The sequence below is a fragment of the [Flexibacter] sp. ATCC 35208 genome (assembly GCF_001975825.1).
GTDB lineage: Bacteria > Bacteroidota > Bacteroidia > Chitinophagales > Chitinophagaceae > Chitinophaga.
Genome location: NZ_MTKN01000002.1, coordinates 108,651 through 125,071, shown reverse-complemented (window position 1 = coordinate 125,071; position 16,421 = coordinate 108,651). Strand labels below are relative to the sequence as shown.

General features: G+C 44.0%; 13 protein-coding genes. 9 read left to right on the top strand and 4 right to left on the bottom strand.

Annotation, left to right across the window (positions count from 1 at the left end; all coding sequences use genetic code 11):
• Positions 1–84: 84 nt before the first annotated feature.
• The gene (locus BW716_RS02070) at positions 85–618 is read left to right on the top strand and encodes a collagen-like protein (RefSeq protein ID WP_083720450.1); all 534 of its coding nucleotides are present in this window, start codon (positions 85–87) and stop codon (positions 616–618) included.
• Between the two features lie 89 nt (positions 619–707).
• Positions 708–1,295, top strand: coding sequence for a sigma-70 family RNA polymerase sigma factor (locus tag BW716_RS02065; protein ID WP_083720448.1), 588 nt, complete (start codon positions 708–710; stop codon positions 1,293–1,295).
• Between the two features lie 6 nt (positions 1,296–1,301).
• Here the strand turns inward: BW716_RS02065 and BW716_RS02060 are convergent, their stop codons facing one another.
• Both BW716_RS02060 and BW716_RS02055 read right to left on the bottom strand, forming a co-directional pair.
• On the bottom strand, positions 1,302–3,380 hold the full coding sequence (locus BW716_RS02060) for a tetratricopeptide repeat-containing sensor histidine kinase (RefSeq protein WP_220388701.1): 2,079 nt from the start codon (positions 3,378–3,380) through the stop codon (positions 1,302–1,304).
• Positions 3,381–3,682: 302 nt separating this feature from the next.
• Complete coding sequence (locus BW716_RS02055) at positions 3,683–4,540, bottom strand: OmpA family protein (RefSeq protein ID WP_083720443.1); 858 nt, start codon at positions 4,538–4,540, stop codon at positions 3,683–3,685.
• A gap of 225 nt (positions 4,541–4,765) precedes the next feature.
• Here BW716_RS02055 and BW716_RS02050 point away from each other — a divergent pair, with 225 nt between their 5' ends.
• The 3 genes from BW716_RS02050 to BW716_RS02040 all read left to right on the top strand — a co-directional run bounded on the left by BW716_RS02050 (position 4,766) and on the right by BW716_RS02040 (position 11,186).
• Complete coding sequence (locus BW716_RS02050) at positions 4,766–6,157, top strand: alpha-L-fucosidase (RefSeq protein WP_083720441.1); 1,392 nt, start codon at positions 4,766–4,768, stop codon at positions 6,155–6,157.
• A gap of 327 nt (positions 6,158–6,484) precedes the next feature.
• The gene (locus BW716_RS02045; RefSeq protein WP_143708692.1) at positions 6,485–9,703 is read left to right on the top strand and encodes a TonB-dependent receptor; all 3,219 of its coding nucleotides are present in this window, start codon (positions 6,485–6,487) and stop codon (positions 9,701–9,703) included.
• 16 nt (positions 9,704–9,719) lie between these two features.
• The gene (locus tag BW716_RS02040; RefSeq protein ID WP_083720802.1) at positions 9,720–11,186 is read left to right on the top strand and encodes a RagB/SusD family nutrient uptake outer membrane protein; all 1,467 of its coding nucleotides are present in this window, start codon (positions 9,720–9,722) and stop codon (positions 11,184–11,186) included.
• A gap of 188 nt (positions 11,187–11,374) precedes the next feature.
• On the opposite strand, the gene BW716_RS02035 is transcribed toward BW716_RS02040, so the two are convergent.
• Together BW716_RS02035 and BW716_RS02030 are read right to left on the bottom strand one after the other, a co-directional pair.
• Complete coding sequence (locus BW716_RS02035; protein ID WP_083720439.1) at positions 11,375–12,253, bottom strand: FecR family protein; 879 nt, start codon at positions 12,251–12,253, stop codon at positions 11,375–11,377.
• A gap of 2 nt (positions 12,254–12,255) precedes the next feature.
• Positions 12,256–12,828: an RNA polymerase sigma-70 factor gene (locus tag BW716_RS02030; protein WP_179090967.1), complete on the bottom strand. Its 573-nt coding sequence runs from the start codon at positions 12,826–12,828 to the stop codon at positions 12,256–12,258.
• A gap of 264 nt (positions 12,829–13,092) precedes the next feature.
• On the opposite strand from BW716_RS02030, the gene BW716_RS02025 reads away from it, so the two are divergent.
• From BW716_RS02025 to BW716_RS02010, 4 genes are read left to right on the top strand one after another with little or no spacing between them, the layout of a single operon-like run.
• Positions 13,093–13,530, top strand: coding sequence for a hypothetical protein (locus tag BW716_RS02025; protein WP_083720437.1), 438 nt, complete (start codon positions 13,093–13,095; stop codon positions 13,528–13,530).
• Positions 13,531–13,583: 53 nt separating this feature from the next.
• Positions 13,584–14,648, top strand: a complete 1,065-nt coding sequence (locus BW716_RS02020; RefSeq protein ID WP_083720436.1) for an acyltransferase family protein — start codon at positions 13,584–13,586, stop codon at positions 14,646–14,648.
• A gap of 43 nt (positions 14,649–14,691) precedes the next feature.
• Positions 14,692–15,306: an RNA polymerase sigma factor gene (locus BW716_RS02015; RefSeq protein WP_083720435.1), complete on the top strand. Its 615-nt coding sequence runs from the start codon at positions 14,692–14,694 to the stop codon at positions 15,304–15,306.
• 45 nt (positions 15,307–15,351) lie between these two features.
• Positions 15,352–16,380: a FecR family protein gene (locus BW716_RS02010; RefSeq protein ID WP_083720434.1), complete on the top strand. Its 1,029-nt coding sequence runs from the start codon at positions 15,352–15,354 to the stop codon at positions 16,378–16,380.
• Positions 16,381–16,421 lie beyond the last annotated feature (41 nt).

The following is a 16,421-nucleotide window of genomic DNA, read 5'->3' as shown; positions in this document are numbered from 1 at the left end:
TGCAAAGCGAACGTCAATATACAAGATGGAGATAAAAAAGATTAAAATCAATTCTATCAAAAACAAACAATCAAAATTTAATTTATGAAAAAGGTTTTCGGTTATTTATTCGTGGCATGTATGTTCTCCCTTACCCTTGGAATGACTTCTTGTAAAAAAGGTGATGCGGGTCCTGCAGGTCCACAGGGTGAAAAAGGCGATTCAGGTGTGGCTGGTAATGCTGGTATCATTTACTCTGACTGGGAGGATGCAACATTCACTTTGGCATCTGACGATGCCACTTACTTTGTAGATGTAGATGCTCCAAAAATCACAGCAGACATACTGAATAGTGGTGATGTAAAAGTATATACTCAATACTATACAAGCAGCAGTCAGCTGGTGGTAATGCCATTGCCTTACTTCGATGGCAGCTATATTATCAACGTATCAATCTTTACAGGTGGCTTTGAAATCTACAGCAATTCTGATTTCAGCACTTATACCGACGATAGTGGAAACAAGGCTTTCCAATACAGATATGTGATCATTCCAGGTGGCGAAGCTGCTGCGCGTAAAGCAGGCATCGACTGGAATAATTACGAACAGGTAAAAGCATACCTGCATCTGAAGAACTAGTTTACTAATGACCATCTCCATCAAAACCACAAGTAACAGGGCTGCTTTATCGAGAGCGGCCAATTTTTTCAACATCTAATAATCATACCATGAAAAGATATAGTGAATTGACAGATGAAGAATTAATAAAACTCTACAGATCGGGAGACGATAGTGCTTTCTCGGTACTGGTGTACAGACACAAAAACAGGATCTTTACAACCATCATGCTGTTAGTAAAGGACCGGCACCTGGCGGAAGATATCTTCCAGGATGTGTTTATCAAAATCATTAATGCACTCAACGAAGGGCATTATCTGGACAATAGTCGTTTTATAGCCTGGGCAGTGAGAATCGCCCACAACTGTTGTATCAGCCATTTCCGGAAGAAGAATGCGCGGCCGGCCTTTGCACTTATCTACAATGATGACATTACCAGTGGCGATAGCCGTATAGACATCAGCCAGGAGCAATGCATTATCATCAAAGAAACCAATACCGCCGTGCAGGCATTAATGGATCGCCTGCCAGAAACACAGCGGGAAGCACTGATACTGCGATACTATGCAGATCTGAGTTTTAAAGAGATTGCGCAAACCGTCAACGTGGGGATCAACACCGCCCTGGGCAGGGTTCGGTATGCCATCATCAACATGCGGAAACTGATGGAGCGTGAGGCACTGGAAGCAGTATTATAACCAACATTATACGTTCAGACGCGCACCTTTGACAGCAGGTTGCTTACTAGGCTCACAGGGGAGCTCTACATAAAAGGTTGTTTCCTTACCTGGTATACTCTCAAACCACAGGCGGCCATTGTGCATTTCTGCAATTTTTCTGGAGATGGATAACCCCAGTCCAAAGGACTGTTCACCGGCTGTACCCGGTCTTCCCGCAGAAGTGTGCATCTCAAAGATCTTTTCCTTTAATTCCGGCGGAATACCAATGCCTTTATCCTTGATCATAATGGTAAAGGTATTGTCTGTCCGGGTAGCACTGATACTGATCACGGATCTTTCATTACTGAACTTGATGGCATTGTCGATCAGGTTGGTGAAGAGCTGCCAGATCTTATCCCTGTCAAGATAGGCCATGCCTGCGGGCACGCGGCCTACCCTGATGCGTTGTCTTTTCTGCTGTGCTTTGAACTGTAGCAGATCGATACATTCCATCAGGACGACGGGGAGGTCTGTCAGTTCTGATCTCAGATCAGCCAGTTGTCCTTTGTTTTTATTTTCGAGTAGTTGATTGATGATTTCAAATGCCTGGTTGCCTGCTTGGGCGATCATCTGATACATGGCTTTGCGCTGTGCCGGATCGAACTCCTCGCCATCCAATAGCAGGCCGGCGATAGCGCCGATATTGCCCACAGGGTTTTTCAGGTCATGAATAATGACTTTGAGCAGTGCGGCATTTTCCTGATCCCTGCTTTCCAGGTTACGCAGGGCAGTGGTAAGTCTGGCATTCTGAATACCCACTAGTTGCAGATTTTGCTTGGATCGAAGCCACATTTTCCAGATCAGGAAGGCGATGGCAATCACTGATGCGAGGAAGAGTGTGGTGATGACTAACAGGATGGTCTTAAGCCGGTCGTCATTTTTGAGTGAAATAATTTCCTGCTGACGGGCTACGTTGTCAAACTCTCTGCTGATGTCTGCTTCGTGAATTTTCCGGTTACGGTTATCCAGCGAGTCTTTGATGTAGGTATATTCTTTCAGGAAAGCGTATGCCTTGTCAGGTTGATTAGTTTTTGCAAACCAGGTTTCTTCCGCTTTGAGCCACCTGAGGCGCAGTTCTCTGTCAGGTAGTGCGATAGTATCCATTGCCGATTTTATCTTACTCAACACCTTATATGCCTCCGGCATCCGGTTAGTATTGATGTAGAGATTCGCGAGGCGAAGCAGTGTGTAGTAAGCGTCGTCATTGGCATAACCAGGCTGATTGTTGATGCAGATGCTTTCAAGAAGCAGGGGTTCAACACTGGCGGTGTCTCCTTTCTTTAGGTACATGAAAGACTGGTTACCGTATATAATACCTTTTGCCGTCGCGATATAGCGCTTCTCATTGGCGCCAATACTGAACCTGCCTTCGTTTTCACTGATATAACTGAGGGCTTTCTGGAAATATAGACTGGCACTGTCATAGTTGCCGGCACGGTCAAAGGAAAGCGCGGTATTGTCGATATTCTCCTGGATAAAGGAAAAGGCTGGGAAATCCTGCTCACCACAAATGAGGCGAAGGTGTGTGGCGGTTTTGAAATACTTAGCAGCTTCTGAATATTTCTCCTGCCTGTAGCAGATCATGCCTAGCTGATTGTAATAGTCAGCCAGGAAAGCAGTGTCATGAGTGGTTTCACCTATTTGTTTTGCCTTGTAATAGTATTCGAAAGCTTCGGTCAGCCGTTTTTGTGCTACCAGCACATCCCCTTTATTCAAAAGTGCGTTGACATATGACTTTGTATACTTTTTATTGTCCTTGAGATCTTTCATTACGTACAGCATACTGTCGCAATAGATCAGGCTTTTTGAGTAGTCTTTGTCGTAATAGTAGCCTCTTTTGAACAGGTATTTACGGTATAAATCGCCCGGACCCGCATGTTGAAAACGTGCGTATACAGAATCCAGGTAGCGCAATTCTTTTTCCCTGTCCGGATCTGTACCCAAGCTGTCGGCATGGCGGATGACAGCTTCGAAAAATTTAGGGTGATCAACATTGTCCTGTTGACCGGGGTTACAGGCAATACACGCTGAAAGCATGTACACAAACAACACATACCAGAACACTCGCCAAAGGGATAATTCTTTTGTACTAAAAATAAACATTACATCTTATAACGTTAATAATAGCTAAACTATTTTTTAGCAAAACATTTTGTAACAGGTAATGGTTATTGCCCACCGTAGTGTAAGGTAAAGTGTTTTTTGCAGGATGTATAACGGGGGGTGAAAAATTACATGTAAGTGGTATAGTAATATAAGGATACTTTTTCAAGTAATAGGGATTTTTAATGCGATTAGATTTCAGGCGATCAATGTTATTGGAGTAGAAAAACTGAGGACCACTTTCGTGATCCTCAGCCATCAATTTATTGCTTCTTTTCTAACAACTTGAAGAACTGATCCAGTTGCGGCAGGATCACAATCCTTGTTCTACGGTTGGCAGCTCGTCCTTCCGGTGTATCATTATTAGCTACTGGAACATATTCACTACGTCCGGCAGCAGTGATACGTGCTGGATTGATTGCGTAATCGTTTTGTAAAACACGGGTTACAGCAGTCGCTCTCTTCACACTCAGATCCCAGTTGTCCAGCAATACGCCTTTCTTGTATGGGTTGGTATCAGTATGACCTTCTACGAGGAACTCGATGTTTGGCTGATTATTCAGCACTTTGGCCACTTTACCCAATACTTCTTTTGCACGTGCAGTGATGTCATAGCTACCACTTTCAAACAGCAGTTTGTCAGAGATGTCTATGTAAACCACACCCTTATCAACTTTAATGTTGATGTCCTGGTCATTCAGATCGCCGATAGCCCCTTTCAGGTTCATAACCAATGCCATGTTGAGGGAGTCCTTCTTAGCAATCGCTGACTGCAGGTCCTGGATGTAGGCATCTTTTGCGCCAATATTATCCAATGATTTCTTGATGCTTTCAGCCTGTGAATTACTGATCACAGACAGGTTTTTCAGCTGATCAAGCAGTTCGTTGTTGTTCTTTTTCAGCCCTTCTGTACGTTCGTCTGTGATATTCCTGCGATGTTCAAAAGCAGCAGTGGAATCACGAAGACTACGCTGGCAATCCTGTAATTGTCCCTGCAGTGCAGTATATTTCTCACTCAGAGAAACATAGCGGGCCTCCGAAGCCTTGTACTTCTTTGTACCTACACAGGAAAACAATAATACAGGCAACGATACTGCCAACAATATGATCCTTAGTTTCATATAAATTTTATTTTAATTAAATGACTCTCAAGTTTGGTACCTGCACACTGGTAATATTCCAAAACCTTGCCACAATCCTTTTTGGCGGGGTGAACTATACCTGTAAATTTGTTAAAATGATGAGATTGATGGCAATTTCACCAATCATGGTATTAGTTTATCAGGGTAGGTACAGTGCGCAATGCTTATATTATATTGGTCTTCTTAACCACGTATAGGTCTCATATGAAGCAACAATTCTTTTCCCGCTTACTGGCAGGGGTACTGTGTTTGTCACCAGCCATTTTAAGCGCACAATCAAAATCGTTATCCACACTACAGCAACAATTTGTTGATCTGCGGTTCGGTATGTTCATCCACTTCAACATTCCTACTTTCATGGATCAGGACTGGCCTGACCCTGAAACGCCTGCTACTGCTTTCAATCCGACTAAACTGGATTGTAACCAGTGGGCTACAACTGCCAAAGCCGCGAATATGTCTTATGGTTGCCTGACTACAAAACACCATAGTGGTTTCTGTATATGGGATACAAAGACAACGGATTACAATGTTATGAATAGTCCGCTGAAGCGTGACGTCGTAAAGGAATATGTAACCGCATTCAGAGCAAAAGGATTGAAAGTGATGTTGTACTATTCCATTTTAGATACACATCATAAATTGCGTCCCCACGGCATTACGCGTCAGGATATTGAAATGATCAAAGCGCAACTCACTGAGTTACTCACCAATTACGGAGAGATCACAGCTCTGATTATAGATGGATGGGATGCACCGTGGTCACGTATATCTTACGAAGATGTACCGTTTGATGACATCTACCATCTGGTAAAGACATTGCAACCAAACTGTTTGCTCATGGACCTGAATGCAGCGAAATATCCAACAGATGCACTGTTCTACACAGATATCAAATCTTATGAGCAGGGTGCCGGTCAGCACATCTCAAAAGAAAGTAATCAACTGCCTGCATTGTCCTGTTTGCCAATTAATCAGAACTGGTTCTGGAAAAAAAGTTTCCCAACTACACCCGTGAAAGATCCTGTAAAATTGGTCAATGATAACCTGGTTCAATTGAATAAAGCATGGTGTAACTTCATCCTGAATGTAGCGCCTAACCGTGAAGGGTTGATTGATGATAATGCAGTTGCTGCATTGACACAGATGGGAAAGATGTGGAAACCGGCAGGTCCGTTACCTGCTTTGCCAAAAGGTGCAGCACCCATTACTGCACAAAACTTTGCGAAGTTCCAGTACAGTAATTCCAGCTGGAGTGATGATATGAATATCATGGACTTTGCAAATGATGATAACTTCCGTACCAGCTGGCAGTCAAATGCTGAGGTGAAACAACCCTGGTATGAAGTGGATTTTGACAGAGAGAAGGATTTTAATATGGTGACGATTGTAGAAGATGGCGACCATATTAAGAAGTACCAGTTGGAATATAACGATGGTGGTGTATGGAAACCCTTACCAGCAGGTGTGCAACAGGGTCGTGTGAGAATACACAGATTTGATGCTGTAAGAGGTGGAAAAGTCAGAATAAAAATTGAAGAAAGTAGCGCGCCCCCTGCAATAGCAGAATTGGGTGTGTATGATGAAAGGAAATAAATAATTCTTTCTTTTAAAATAAAAATCCTCCAAACTAAAAAGCTTTTGCCGAAGGGAAAAGCTTTTTAATTTGGAGGATTTCGATTATCTCCACCTCCCGTTAAAAAAAACATAAAAATAATTACCTACTAATTTAGTAGACTTTGTATATTTGCCCCGATTCGCTACTGCCACCAACTGTAGTACTATGTACCCGCTGCTACCACCAATAGTAGTACTCCCTTTTATTCTTACAATTTAACTGCTGCTATCGCCAACTATAGCAGTCACCATGCTTTTTACTTAATTAAACCGACTTCGAGAATGGAAAAACAAGGAAGGCGCGGAATGGCTCTGCTATTGCCATTCATGTGCTGTGTATTAATCCTGCTTAGCTGCTTACTATCCTTTGCAGCAACGATCCCTATTACAGGTAAAGTGACAGATGAAAAAGGACAACCACTACCAGGTGTAAGCGTGCAGCTCAAAGGCACCGGCACAGGGGTTTCTACCGGTACGGACGGTACTTTCTCTATCAATGTACCTGACCAGTATGCAGTACTGGTATTCTCCTATGTAGGCTATGGCAAACAGGAAGTACCTGTAGGTGGTCAGAAACATCTTACCGTAAAACTTGCTTCTTCAGAAAGTGCATTGAGCGAAGTAGTGGTAGTAGGTTATGGTACCCAGCAAAAAGGAAACATCTTAGGTGCAGTGACGACCATGCCAGTGGGCAACCTGATCGAAAAACCCTTGGGTAGAGCAGAACAGGCACTGATCGGACAAATGCCCGGTGTACAGGTAAAACAACAGACTGGTATGCCCGGTCAGGGTCTGAGCATCACGGTACGTGGTAGCGGATCTGTAACTGCCGGTACTGAACCACTCTATGTAGTAGATGGGTTCCCGCTGGATGTAGTAAGCAATAATGGCTCCGGTGGTTTTACCGCCAGTCCGCTCAATAACCTGAATCCAAATGATATTGAAAGTATACAGGTGTTGAAAGACGCTGCTGCCGGTGCTATTTATGGTTCCCGCGCAGCCAATGGTGTTGTGATCATCACCACTAAAAGAGGGCAGTCAGGTAAAGCAAAGATCGCTTTCAATGCAACAACCGGTTTAAGTAAAATAAATCGTAAGACAGATGTACTGAGTGCTGATGAGTGGGTGAAGATGGCGACAGAAGTAGCGAATACCAACTGGGTAGCATCCGGCTCCGGCAGAAGTGCGACACAGACAAATGCAGAACGTGCTTCTATCTTAGGTCTGGCAAGTGGTGTCGTGAACACTTCGTATATGACAGATGATCGTTGGGCAGAACCTGGTCATCCCGGTTTGACATATATTGACTGGCAGGATGAGATATTCAGAACGGCGCCTTTTGGCAATTACGAAGTATCTGCCAGTGGTGGTACTGACAATGTGCATTACTTTATCTCCGGTAATTACCTGGATCAGGATGGTACCGTGATCAATTCTTCTTTCAAGAATTACGGTGCCAGAGCGAATGTGGAAGCAAACGTAGGCAAGCATGTAAAAGTAGGGCTGAACCTCGCGCCAAGCTATTCAGAAAACCATGCACCTGATGCAGAAGGTAAGGACAATCAGGTAATGAAAGCCCTGCAAATGGTACCGGTTGTAGAATCTACTGCTGGTAATATGACGGGCGCCAGTGGCCTTTCTACCTACACCTGGGCAAGTGCAAAACTGATCAGCCCATATGCTTACCTGAAAGAAGTGACCAGTCTTGTAAAGACAACCCGTCTGCTGGGATCTATGTATGGCCAGTATGAAATCATCCCCGGTTTGGTACTGAAGTCTACCATCAACCTGGACCAGATGAATCTTACTACCAAAAGATATATTCCTGATGATGTAGTGGTAGGTGCTGCCACAGAACTGGTAACCAATCCGGGTAAGAATGCTTCTGGTTCCTACGGTGGTTACCTTAAACAGAACTTCATCAATGAAAATACCCTGACTTATTCCAAAACCATCGCAGGTAAACACAATATCTCTGCAGTATTGGGTGAATCATACAATAAGGTACACTACGAAACCTTTACCATTGCCACAGCAGGTGGCTTTGCCAACGATATTATACAAACACTGAACAATGCCATTCCCAATAGTTCAGGTGTGACGACTACCGGCTCTACTACCGAAACCAACAACGTGCTGTACTCATGGTTTGGCAGGGTACAATATGACTACGCAGGTAAATACCTGGTGACAGCCAGTTTGAGAAAAGATGCTTCTTCCCGTTTTGGTGCTGATAGCCGTTGGGGTACATTCCCTTCTGCCAGCATCGGATGGCGTTTGTCTGAAGAGCCTTTCCTGAAAAGCGTGAGCTTTATCAATGACCTGAAAGTGCGTGTAAGCTGGGGTAAATCTGGTAATAACAACATTGGTGATTATGGTTCTATTCCAACGCTCACCAGTGCCACTTACAGCTTTGGCGGTAACAGCGCTACAGCCGCTACCGGACAGGTCGTATCAGGTCTGGCAAATCCTAACCTGAAATGGGAAACTTCTTCTACCTGGAACGCAGGTATTGATGGTAGTTTCCTGCGCAGCCGTTTGAATGTGATCGTGGATGTATACAGAAAGAAAAATACGGATCTGCTGCTGAACCTTCCTGTAGTAGGTGCGAGTGGCTTTACAACCAGTCTGCAGAACATTGGCGCCGTGCAAAACCAGGGTCTTGAAATTGGTATGAACAGTGTGAACGTTCGGCTGAAAAACTTTGAATGGTCTACCAATGCAAACATCGCATTCAACCAGAACAAAGTATTGGAACTGGGTGCTGATGGTGAACCAATTGAAATATCTTCTGCTTACAGTGGTAGTAATGCACCATACCTGTTGAAAAAAGGTTTACCACTGTTCAGCTATTATGTAACGAAAGTAAATGGTCTGCTCACACAGGCGGATATCGATAATTCAAGTGTAGCAAGGGTATCCAAAGAGAGAGTAGGAGATGCGAAGTATTATGATGCGAATGGCGATGGTGCTATCACTTCTGCTGACAGGGTGGTATATGGCCAGCCAAATCCTAAATATACTTGGGGACTCACCAATACATTCAAGTACAAAGATTTTGATCTGGGTGTAACGATCTATGGTCAGCATGGTGGTTCAATCCTTTCTTACCTGGGTAGGGCAATCGATTTTTCAGGTAGTACAACAGCGAATACTTTGGGTGTATGGAGAGACCGGTATACAGATGATAACCAAAACTTCAGCGCACCACGTGGTAAAGCAGCATCTACTTATACCGTACCTAACGTAACATCAGACTGGATCTACAGCACTGACTTCTGGCGTATTCAGAACATCACTTTAGGATATAACCTGAAACACATTCTCAGAACAAGTGCCATCAGCAGTGCGCGTATCACCGCTTCTTTACAGAACTGGTTTGGCCATGATAAATACAAAGGTGGTGCAAACCCTGAAGCACAGAATACCAATACCAGTGGTAATACCAGCTATTCACTGCCAGGAGATTATGGCGCAGTGCCTTTGAGCAAATCTGCGGTTATTGGTTTGAATGTCACCTTCTAATTTAAAAAGTAAAACAATGAGATCAGGATATATGTTTCTATTGGGTCTGCTATTCGCTTCCTGCTCTAAGCAGCTGGATCAGACACCGGTATCCAGTACAACAACGACTAATTTTTATTCAACACAGAACGATTTTGTGCAGGCAGTGAATGGTGTGTATTCAGGGTTAAAGAACTATCCATCTATGGCCCTGTGGCTGGGTGAGATGCGTAGTGATAATATAAACGCTATCTCTGATGGTAACCGTGACTGGCAGGGAATCAATGATATGTCACCTGATATTACAGCGGTTACATTCATCACGAATGCTTGGCAGAATAATTACAATGCCATCTACAATGCAAACAGTACACTGGCTGCATTCGAAACAAAAGGCAGTGTAGTAACAGATACGACGCTGCGTGCACGACTGATTGCTGAGTGCCATTACCTGAGAGCATTCTACTACTTCGAACTGGTGAAGTTATTTGGCAAAGTACCTTTGATCACCACAGCCATGACTTCTTCAGAAGCGGCTACTGTACCCAGAACAGATGTATCACAGGTATACGATACCATTATCGCTGACCTGACTTATGCAGGGGCGCATCTACCTACCAGCTATACCAGTTCAAATGTGGGCAGAGCGACCTCCTATGCTGCCAAAGGTTTACTGGGACAGGTATATCTCACCCGTTCAGGTCCTGACTATGGTATCAACGGACCTGGTTTAAACAGTGGTGAATATGATAAGGCGCTGGCATTGTTCAATGAAATCATCAATAGTGGTGCTTATTCATTTTTGAGTAGCTACTCCGATATCTTCTCTTATACCAACGAGAATAATGCAGAAGTGATCTTTGATGTACAGTTTATGAGTAGCTCCAATGGCGCGGGTTTCCCAAGTTACCTCGTACCGGTTGCTTACTGGACCAGTTTAGGGTTGTCCAATACTTACGGGAATGGATATGGGGCCAGCAACTTTGCAGTGACCAGCAATCTCAAAACTTCTTATGGCGATACTGATACACGCAAAACCTTCAATATCGCAACGACCTATTCAGCAGGTCCGTTTATCAGGAAGTATATCAATACGGCTTACAAGGGAACCAGTGGTACAGACTGGCCTATTAACTTTATCGTATTGCGTTATACAGATGTGTTGATGATGAAGGCGGAATGTATCTTACATGGTGCTTCCGGCTCACAGGCAGATGTAGATGCAATTGTGAATAAGGTAAGAGAAAGAGCGGGGCTGAGTGACTTGTCAAATGTAACAATTGAGCAATTGATGGAAGAGCGCAGAAAAGAATTCTTAGGTGAAGGCCTGAGATGGAATGACCTGGTGCGTGAAGGTATGGCGGTGACTACGATGAATGCATGGATTGCGGCTGATGCGGTGACGAATGTAGAAACAGTAGTGCCGGCTTATGTGCTTTATCCTGTACCATCGGCGGAGATTTCTGCGAGTGGAGGATTGTATGAGCAAAACACAGGCTATTAAGAATAATCCTACCTGACTATATCAGGAACCCGAATAAAAAGGCCCGTCTCAAAACTTCGAGACAGCCCCCTTTTATTCGGGTACCAGATGGAGAGAATTTTCGTACATGCCATTCTCATGGACTTCCTGTTACTTATTATACATCCCCTTTTTACCTTTATACCATGCTAACAGAACAAGCTGCTATTTTACTGTTCTTCTTCAATAAGGATTTCATCAGCGTTACGATAAGTGTATTTTAGATTTAGCGTAGAGGTGATCACTTCCAGCATATAGTCAAGGGTTTTGTCTTCAAATATGCTGGATAGTCTTAACGCTGCCATGGCAGGATTTTGCAGCACAATTTTTTTATTATATGCCATAGACAGCCTTTCGGTAATACTGCCCAGTGTGTTGTTGTCGAAAGTAAAATGATAGTTTTCAAGCACTAAAGCCCCGGCCTTGTAATATGCCATCTGACCGTCCGTAACCACTACAGCTTTATTGTCCTTTTGCATTTTTACTTTGCCTGAACTTACCTTTACCATGATCAGTGAATCACTTTCTGCTACATGAAAGGTGGTGCCCAATACCGTCACCTGCACAGGACCTGCTTTCACTATAAATGGATGTGAGGGGTCATACTTCACATCAAATTCACCACTCCCTTTCAATTGAATAGTACGGTTGATATAGTGGATATTGCCACCTGGAGCTACCTTTGCCACAGAGCCATCCGGTAGTGTTTGCGTTACTGTTTGTTGGGTAGCAGCGATCTCCATGGTAGCAGGTTTACGTAGTTGTAACCATAGCAATGAAACCGCAGTCAGCAAAGTTGCGGCTACTGCCACCCATGGAAGTACACGTATTTTGGTGCGGGGCTTCGTTTGCTGCCATACCTTCTGTAAATCTGGAAGTGAGTAGGGATGTTCACCGGTTATGTGCCACGCATCCCAGCTGGCCTGGAAAAGGCTGGCGTTGTCCGAAAGGCTCCTCTTCCAATCGTCAATCGCCATTGCTTCCTCAGGGAGGGCTTCCCCAGCGAAGTACCTGGACAGGAGCTCGTCGGTGATTTGAATATTTGCCATAATCAGTGGAAGAATTTTTGAATTTCAGTCAATAAACGAAACGAGATCAATAGCCAGAAATACGTTTTGTCTGATAATTTTGTACGTAAAGTATAGAGGGCCTTACCCATGTGAGCTTCAACTGTTTTAACGGAGATATCAAGCTCTTTCGCGATCTCTGGGTAAGTTTTCTCCTCAAATCTGCTTTTATAGAATACTTCCCTGCACTTATCCGGCAATGATTCCATAGCTGACAAAACTTCTTTTTTAAGGGCCCGGACGGATACCTGCTCTTCATTGTTCCAGGTAGCATGTTCCTGCCCGGTGGCAAAGCTTTTATAATGCCGCTGCCGGGTTTGAAGGCTTTTAATCCTGTTCAGGCAGTGATTGTGCGTAGCGGTATAGAGGTAAGCCCGTGCTGACTGCTTAATAGATAACGTTTCCTTTTTCTCCCATAGGTGCATGAATACCTGTTGTACCACGTCTCTCGCTTCCTCATTATCCTTCAGCAAGGTATAGGCATACCGATGCAGATCCTCGAAATACTCGAAGAAGTATTGCTCAATTGTATGGCTATCTGATAATTTTTCTTTCACAAATTCTATTACCCAATGGTCATTTGCGTCTAAAGGTAGACAACTGAATAGAACAAATACCCCTATTTATATAATTTTTCTTCTGGTAGCATCGCCATGGTCCTTTGTCTGAGTTGCTCGTATTTCCCGCTCGTTCATTTTATGGGGTTAATTCGTTAAATTAGGGATAACAAAAGTGCGGATAAATTTAAACCTGTCAGAGCAAGGGCTGTCTAATCCAGAGAGTCGTATTCAAATTCAACCATCATTTTATTCCCCCTTCGTATGCAAAACAACTATTTACTCGTTATGGTGCTATGCCTGTTGGCATTGCAACCCGCTTTAGCCCAGAACATAGGGAATTTAGACCAGCGGGAAGTTGCTATAAACTTTATGGAGTATGTCCAGGATGGAAAACCCGATAAAGCGGCAAAATTACTGGACCAGACCAAAGTAAAATACGACAATCTCCTAAAGTCGAACATGAAAGGTGCGGCAGAAAGTATCCGGGATGTGGCAGAAATGACCATACCTGCTGTAACGGCCATGAAGACAGATAGTACGGTGTTTTTCAGGTGCCGGTATTACGCGCCGAAGGATAAATTCCCGGATTATTACCAGGTGGATATTCAATTTGAAGACGAAAAATCATTGAAAATAACTAAGCTGGTGTTTTATGACAGGGCGACCCTCGTCAAAATGCAAATAGCACAGAAAGAATAAATGAGAAAGGGAATCATTATAATGATTCCCTTTTTTTTTATATTTTTCATTCAATGAAACAGCGCTTACTTTCCCTAGACTTTTTTCGCGGCGTTACCGTAGCCGGAATGATCCTCGTAAACAATCCCGGTGACTGGGCCCACATCTACGCCCCTCTGGAGCACTCAAAATGGAATGGCTGCACGCCTACAGACCTGGTATTCCCGTTCTTCCTCTTTATGGTGGGCGTAGCAGTATCGTTTGCCCTGAGCAGCAGGAGAGAAGACCCTACCCTACATAAATCACTCATCCTCCACATATTTCGCCGTGCGGCCATCATATTTGGCATTGGACTGGCTTTTGGATTGATCCCTAAGTTCGACTTCGCACACGTCCGTATACCGGGTGTATTGGCCAGGATTGCGGTAGTTTACCTCATCATATCATTATTATATCTGAAAACCAGCAGCAAAACCAGGATCTGGGTCTGTGGCGGGCTGTTGGTAGGCTATTACCTGCTTATGACCCTTGTGCCTGTACCGGGTGTGGGGTATCCCAATCTGGAACCGGAAACTAACTTAGGTGCCTGGCTGGACAGATTGATCCTCACCCCTGATCATCTCTGGAAGCAATCCCGCACCTGGGACCCAGAAGGACTCTTAAGCACATTACCTGCGATTGGTACTGGTTTATTGGGGATTATGGTGGGTGATTGGGTCAGAAGAAAAGATAAGCCTGAAGCAGATAAGGTCGCCTGGTTATTTACAGCAGGTTTCCTGTCAGTATTGGCAGGGCTGGTATGGGATGGCTTTTTCCCGATCAACAAACAATTGTGGACCAGTTCATTCGTATTATTTACAGCAGGGCTGGCTAGTATGGGATTGGCGCTTTGCTATTGGCTCATAGATGTACAGGGATATAAAAGCATTACACCGCCATTTGTAGCATTTGGCCGGAACGCCATTACGGCATATGTACTGTCCGGACTGGTACCAAGAATACACAGTATACCATCCTCCCTGTTCATGCCATTCTTATCGCCGCTCAATGCCTCACTGGCAGCAGCTATCACATTGGTACTACTCATGCTCATACCCGTTTGGATCATGTACAAGCGAAATATTATCGTGAAGATTTGACCAGTTTTTTGTATTATTAGGCGTCTTCCAAAATCAACTGTCTATGCAATCGGAGAGTCATGTGTTATGGTGGAATGCGTTTAAACAGGGGGACTGGGATGCCTTCACCGCTCTTTATGGAGAGTTTTACGAACTATTGAACAACTATGGCCGTAAGTTTACGCGGGATGAAGACCTCATCCACGATGTAGTGCACGATCTCTTTGTGAGAATATGGACTACCCGCCAGCGACTGGGTCAACCTGTATCTGTAAAAAATTACCTGTACAAAGCATTCCGTTCTACCTTATTCCGTAAGATCCAGTCCCTTTCTAAATTCGTGGAACTGGATGGGGAAGGGACTGGCTTTACTGTCAACTTTATTCCTGATGCATCTTTCCGGCAGGAGGAGCAGGAACTGCGTAAGCAGGTGATAGACCTGGTTAATACCCTCCCTGCCAGACAACAGGAGATCATCTTCCTGCGATTTTATGAAGGCATGTCCTACGAAGAAATCTCCACGATCATGGACATCAATATGAGTTCTACCTATAAATTATTATATAAAGCCCTCGATAACCTGCAAAAGGCCTCCAACAAACAAACCTGGCTGCTTTTATGCGGCCTTTTCTTCCTGCTGAAAAATATTTCAAAAAAAAATCCGGTTTTGGAGGGATAATTTTCAATATGTCATGTATAATACCAATAAACAGGGGATAGCGTGATGAACAATGATAAATATTTAGCGTATTCACTACAGGATTTTTTGGACGATGATGCTTTTATCAAATGGGTTTCAGGCAAAGAACAAGACCCTGTAGCAGCACAATTCTGGAGCGAATTCCCTGTACAATATCCTGCAGCAGCAGCCAACTTTGAGTTTGCTGTAAATGTGATTCGTTCCTACCGGTCACAGGAGTTCTGGGACAATAAAGATAGCAAAGCCCGTGTACTCGAAAGGATCACTGCGACTATAGAACGTCAGGGTGCCCGCCCTGCCCGCCTGCGTTGGTTAAACAACTGGGTGCGTGCAGCAGCAGTAGCCCTGGTAGTGACTGCCGGGGGGTATATGATGGTGAACCATTACTTCCGGACGCATATGGAGCAGATAGCAACTGGTTATGGAGAAATGAGAACAGTGACATTGCCAGACCATAGTACCGTAACACTCAATGCATCTTCTGCTATATCATTCAATGAAGAATGGAGTGACACTAAACCAAGAGAAGTATGGATTGATGGGGAAGCCTATTTTGATGTAAAACATATCAACAGGACAGGCCCCGGCCAGCAATTTATAGTACATAGCAATGGCATTAGTATAGAAGTACTGGGTACATCGTTCAATGTCAGAAGCCGTCATGGTAAAACCAAAGTTGGATTGATCACAGGTAAGATCAAAGTAGATTATAATAAGGATCGCTCGCTCGTCATGTTGCCTGGAGACTATGTGGAATACGCAGACAATAAATTACTAGTAACAAGAAAGTTAGATAAGCCCGAGAAGATAAAGCGCTGGACCGAGATACAGCTTACGTTTACAGACGCCACTTTAGGTGAGATCATAGAAACACTGCAGGATAACTATGGCTATACCGTGAAAGTAGCTGATGCCTCACTCAGGAAGTTAAAGATTGAAGGAGATATTAACGTAACGAATGTTGAAGAACTCTTAACCGTAATTACCACTACGCTAAACGTAACAATCGATCAGCCATCCAAAAAGGAACTGGTCATCACATCAGGAAAGTAAAAGGGAGTACGCGGAGGAAGCGCGTATAAACAGTACACGTA

Bases quoted from the DNA above. Each gene is read 5' to 3' on its own strand.
- BW716_RS02035 (WP_083720439.1), bottom strand. From the start codon at position 12,253: ATGGCAAATATTCAAATCACCGACGAGCTCCTGTCCAGGTACTTCGCT.
- BW716_RS02010 (WP_083720434.1), top strand. From the start codon at position 15,352: ATGAACAATGATAAATATTTAGCGTATTCACTACAGGATTTTTTGGAC.
- BW716_RS02070 (WP_083720450.1), top strand. From the start codon at position 85: ATGAAAAAGGTTTTCGGTTATTTATTCGTGGCATGTATGTTCTCCCTT.
- BW716_RS02025 (WP_083720437.1), top strand. From the start codon at position 13,093: ATGCAAAACAACTATTTACTCGTTATGGTGCTATGCCTGTTGGCATTG.
- BW716_RS02065 (WP_083720448.1), top strand. From the start codon at position 708: ATGAAAAGATATAGTGAATTGACAGATGAAGAATTAATAAAACTCTAC.
- BW716_RS02050 (WP_083720441.1), top strand. From the start codon at position 4,766: ATGAAGCAACAATTCTTTTCCCGCTTACTGGCAGGGGTACTGTGTTTG.
- BW716_RS02040 (WP_083720802.1), top strand. From the start codon at position 9,720: ATGAGATCAGGATATATGTTTCTATTGGGTCTGCTATTCGCTTCCTGC.
- BW716_RS02055 (WP_083720443.1), bottom strand. From the start codon at position 4,540: ATGAAACTAAGGATCATATTGTTGGCAGTATCGTTGCCTGTATTATTG.
- BW716_RS02015 (WP_083720435.1), top strand. From the start codon at position 14,692: ATGCAATCGGAGAGTCATGTGTTATGGTGGAATGCGTTTAAACAGGGG.
- BW716_RS02020 (WP_083720436.1), top strand. From the start codon at position 13,584: ATGAAACAGCGCTTACTTTCCCTAGACTTTTTTCGCGGCGTTACCGTA.
- BW716_RS02045 (WP_143708692.1), top strand. From the start codon at position 6,485: ATGGCTCTGCTATTGCCATTCATGTGCTGTGTATTAATCCTGCTTAGC.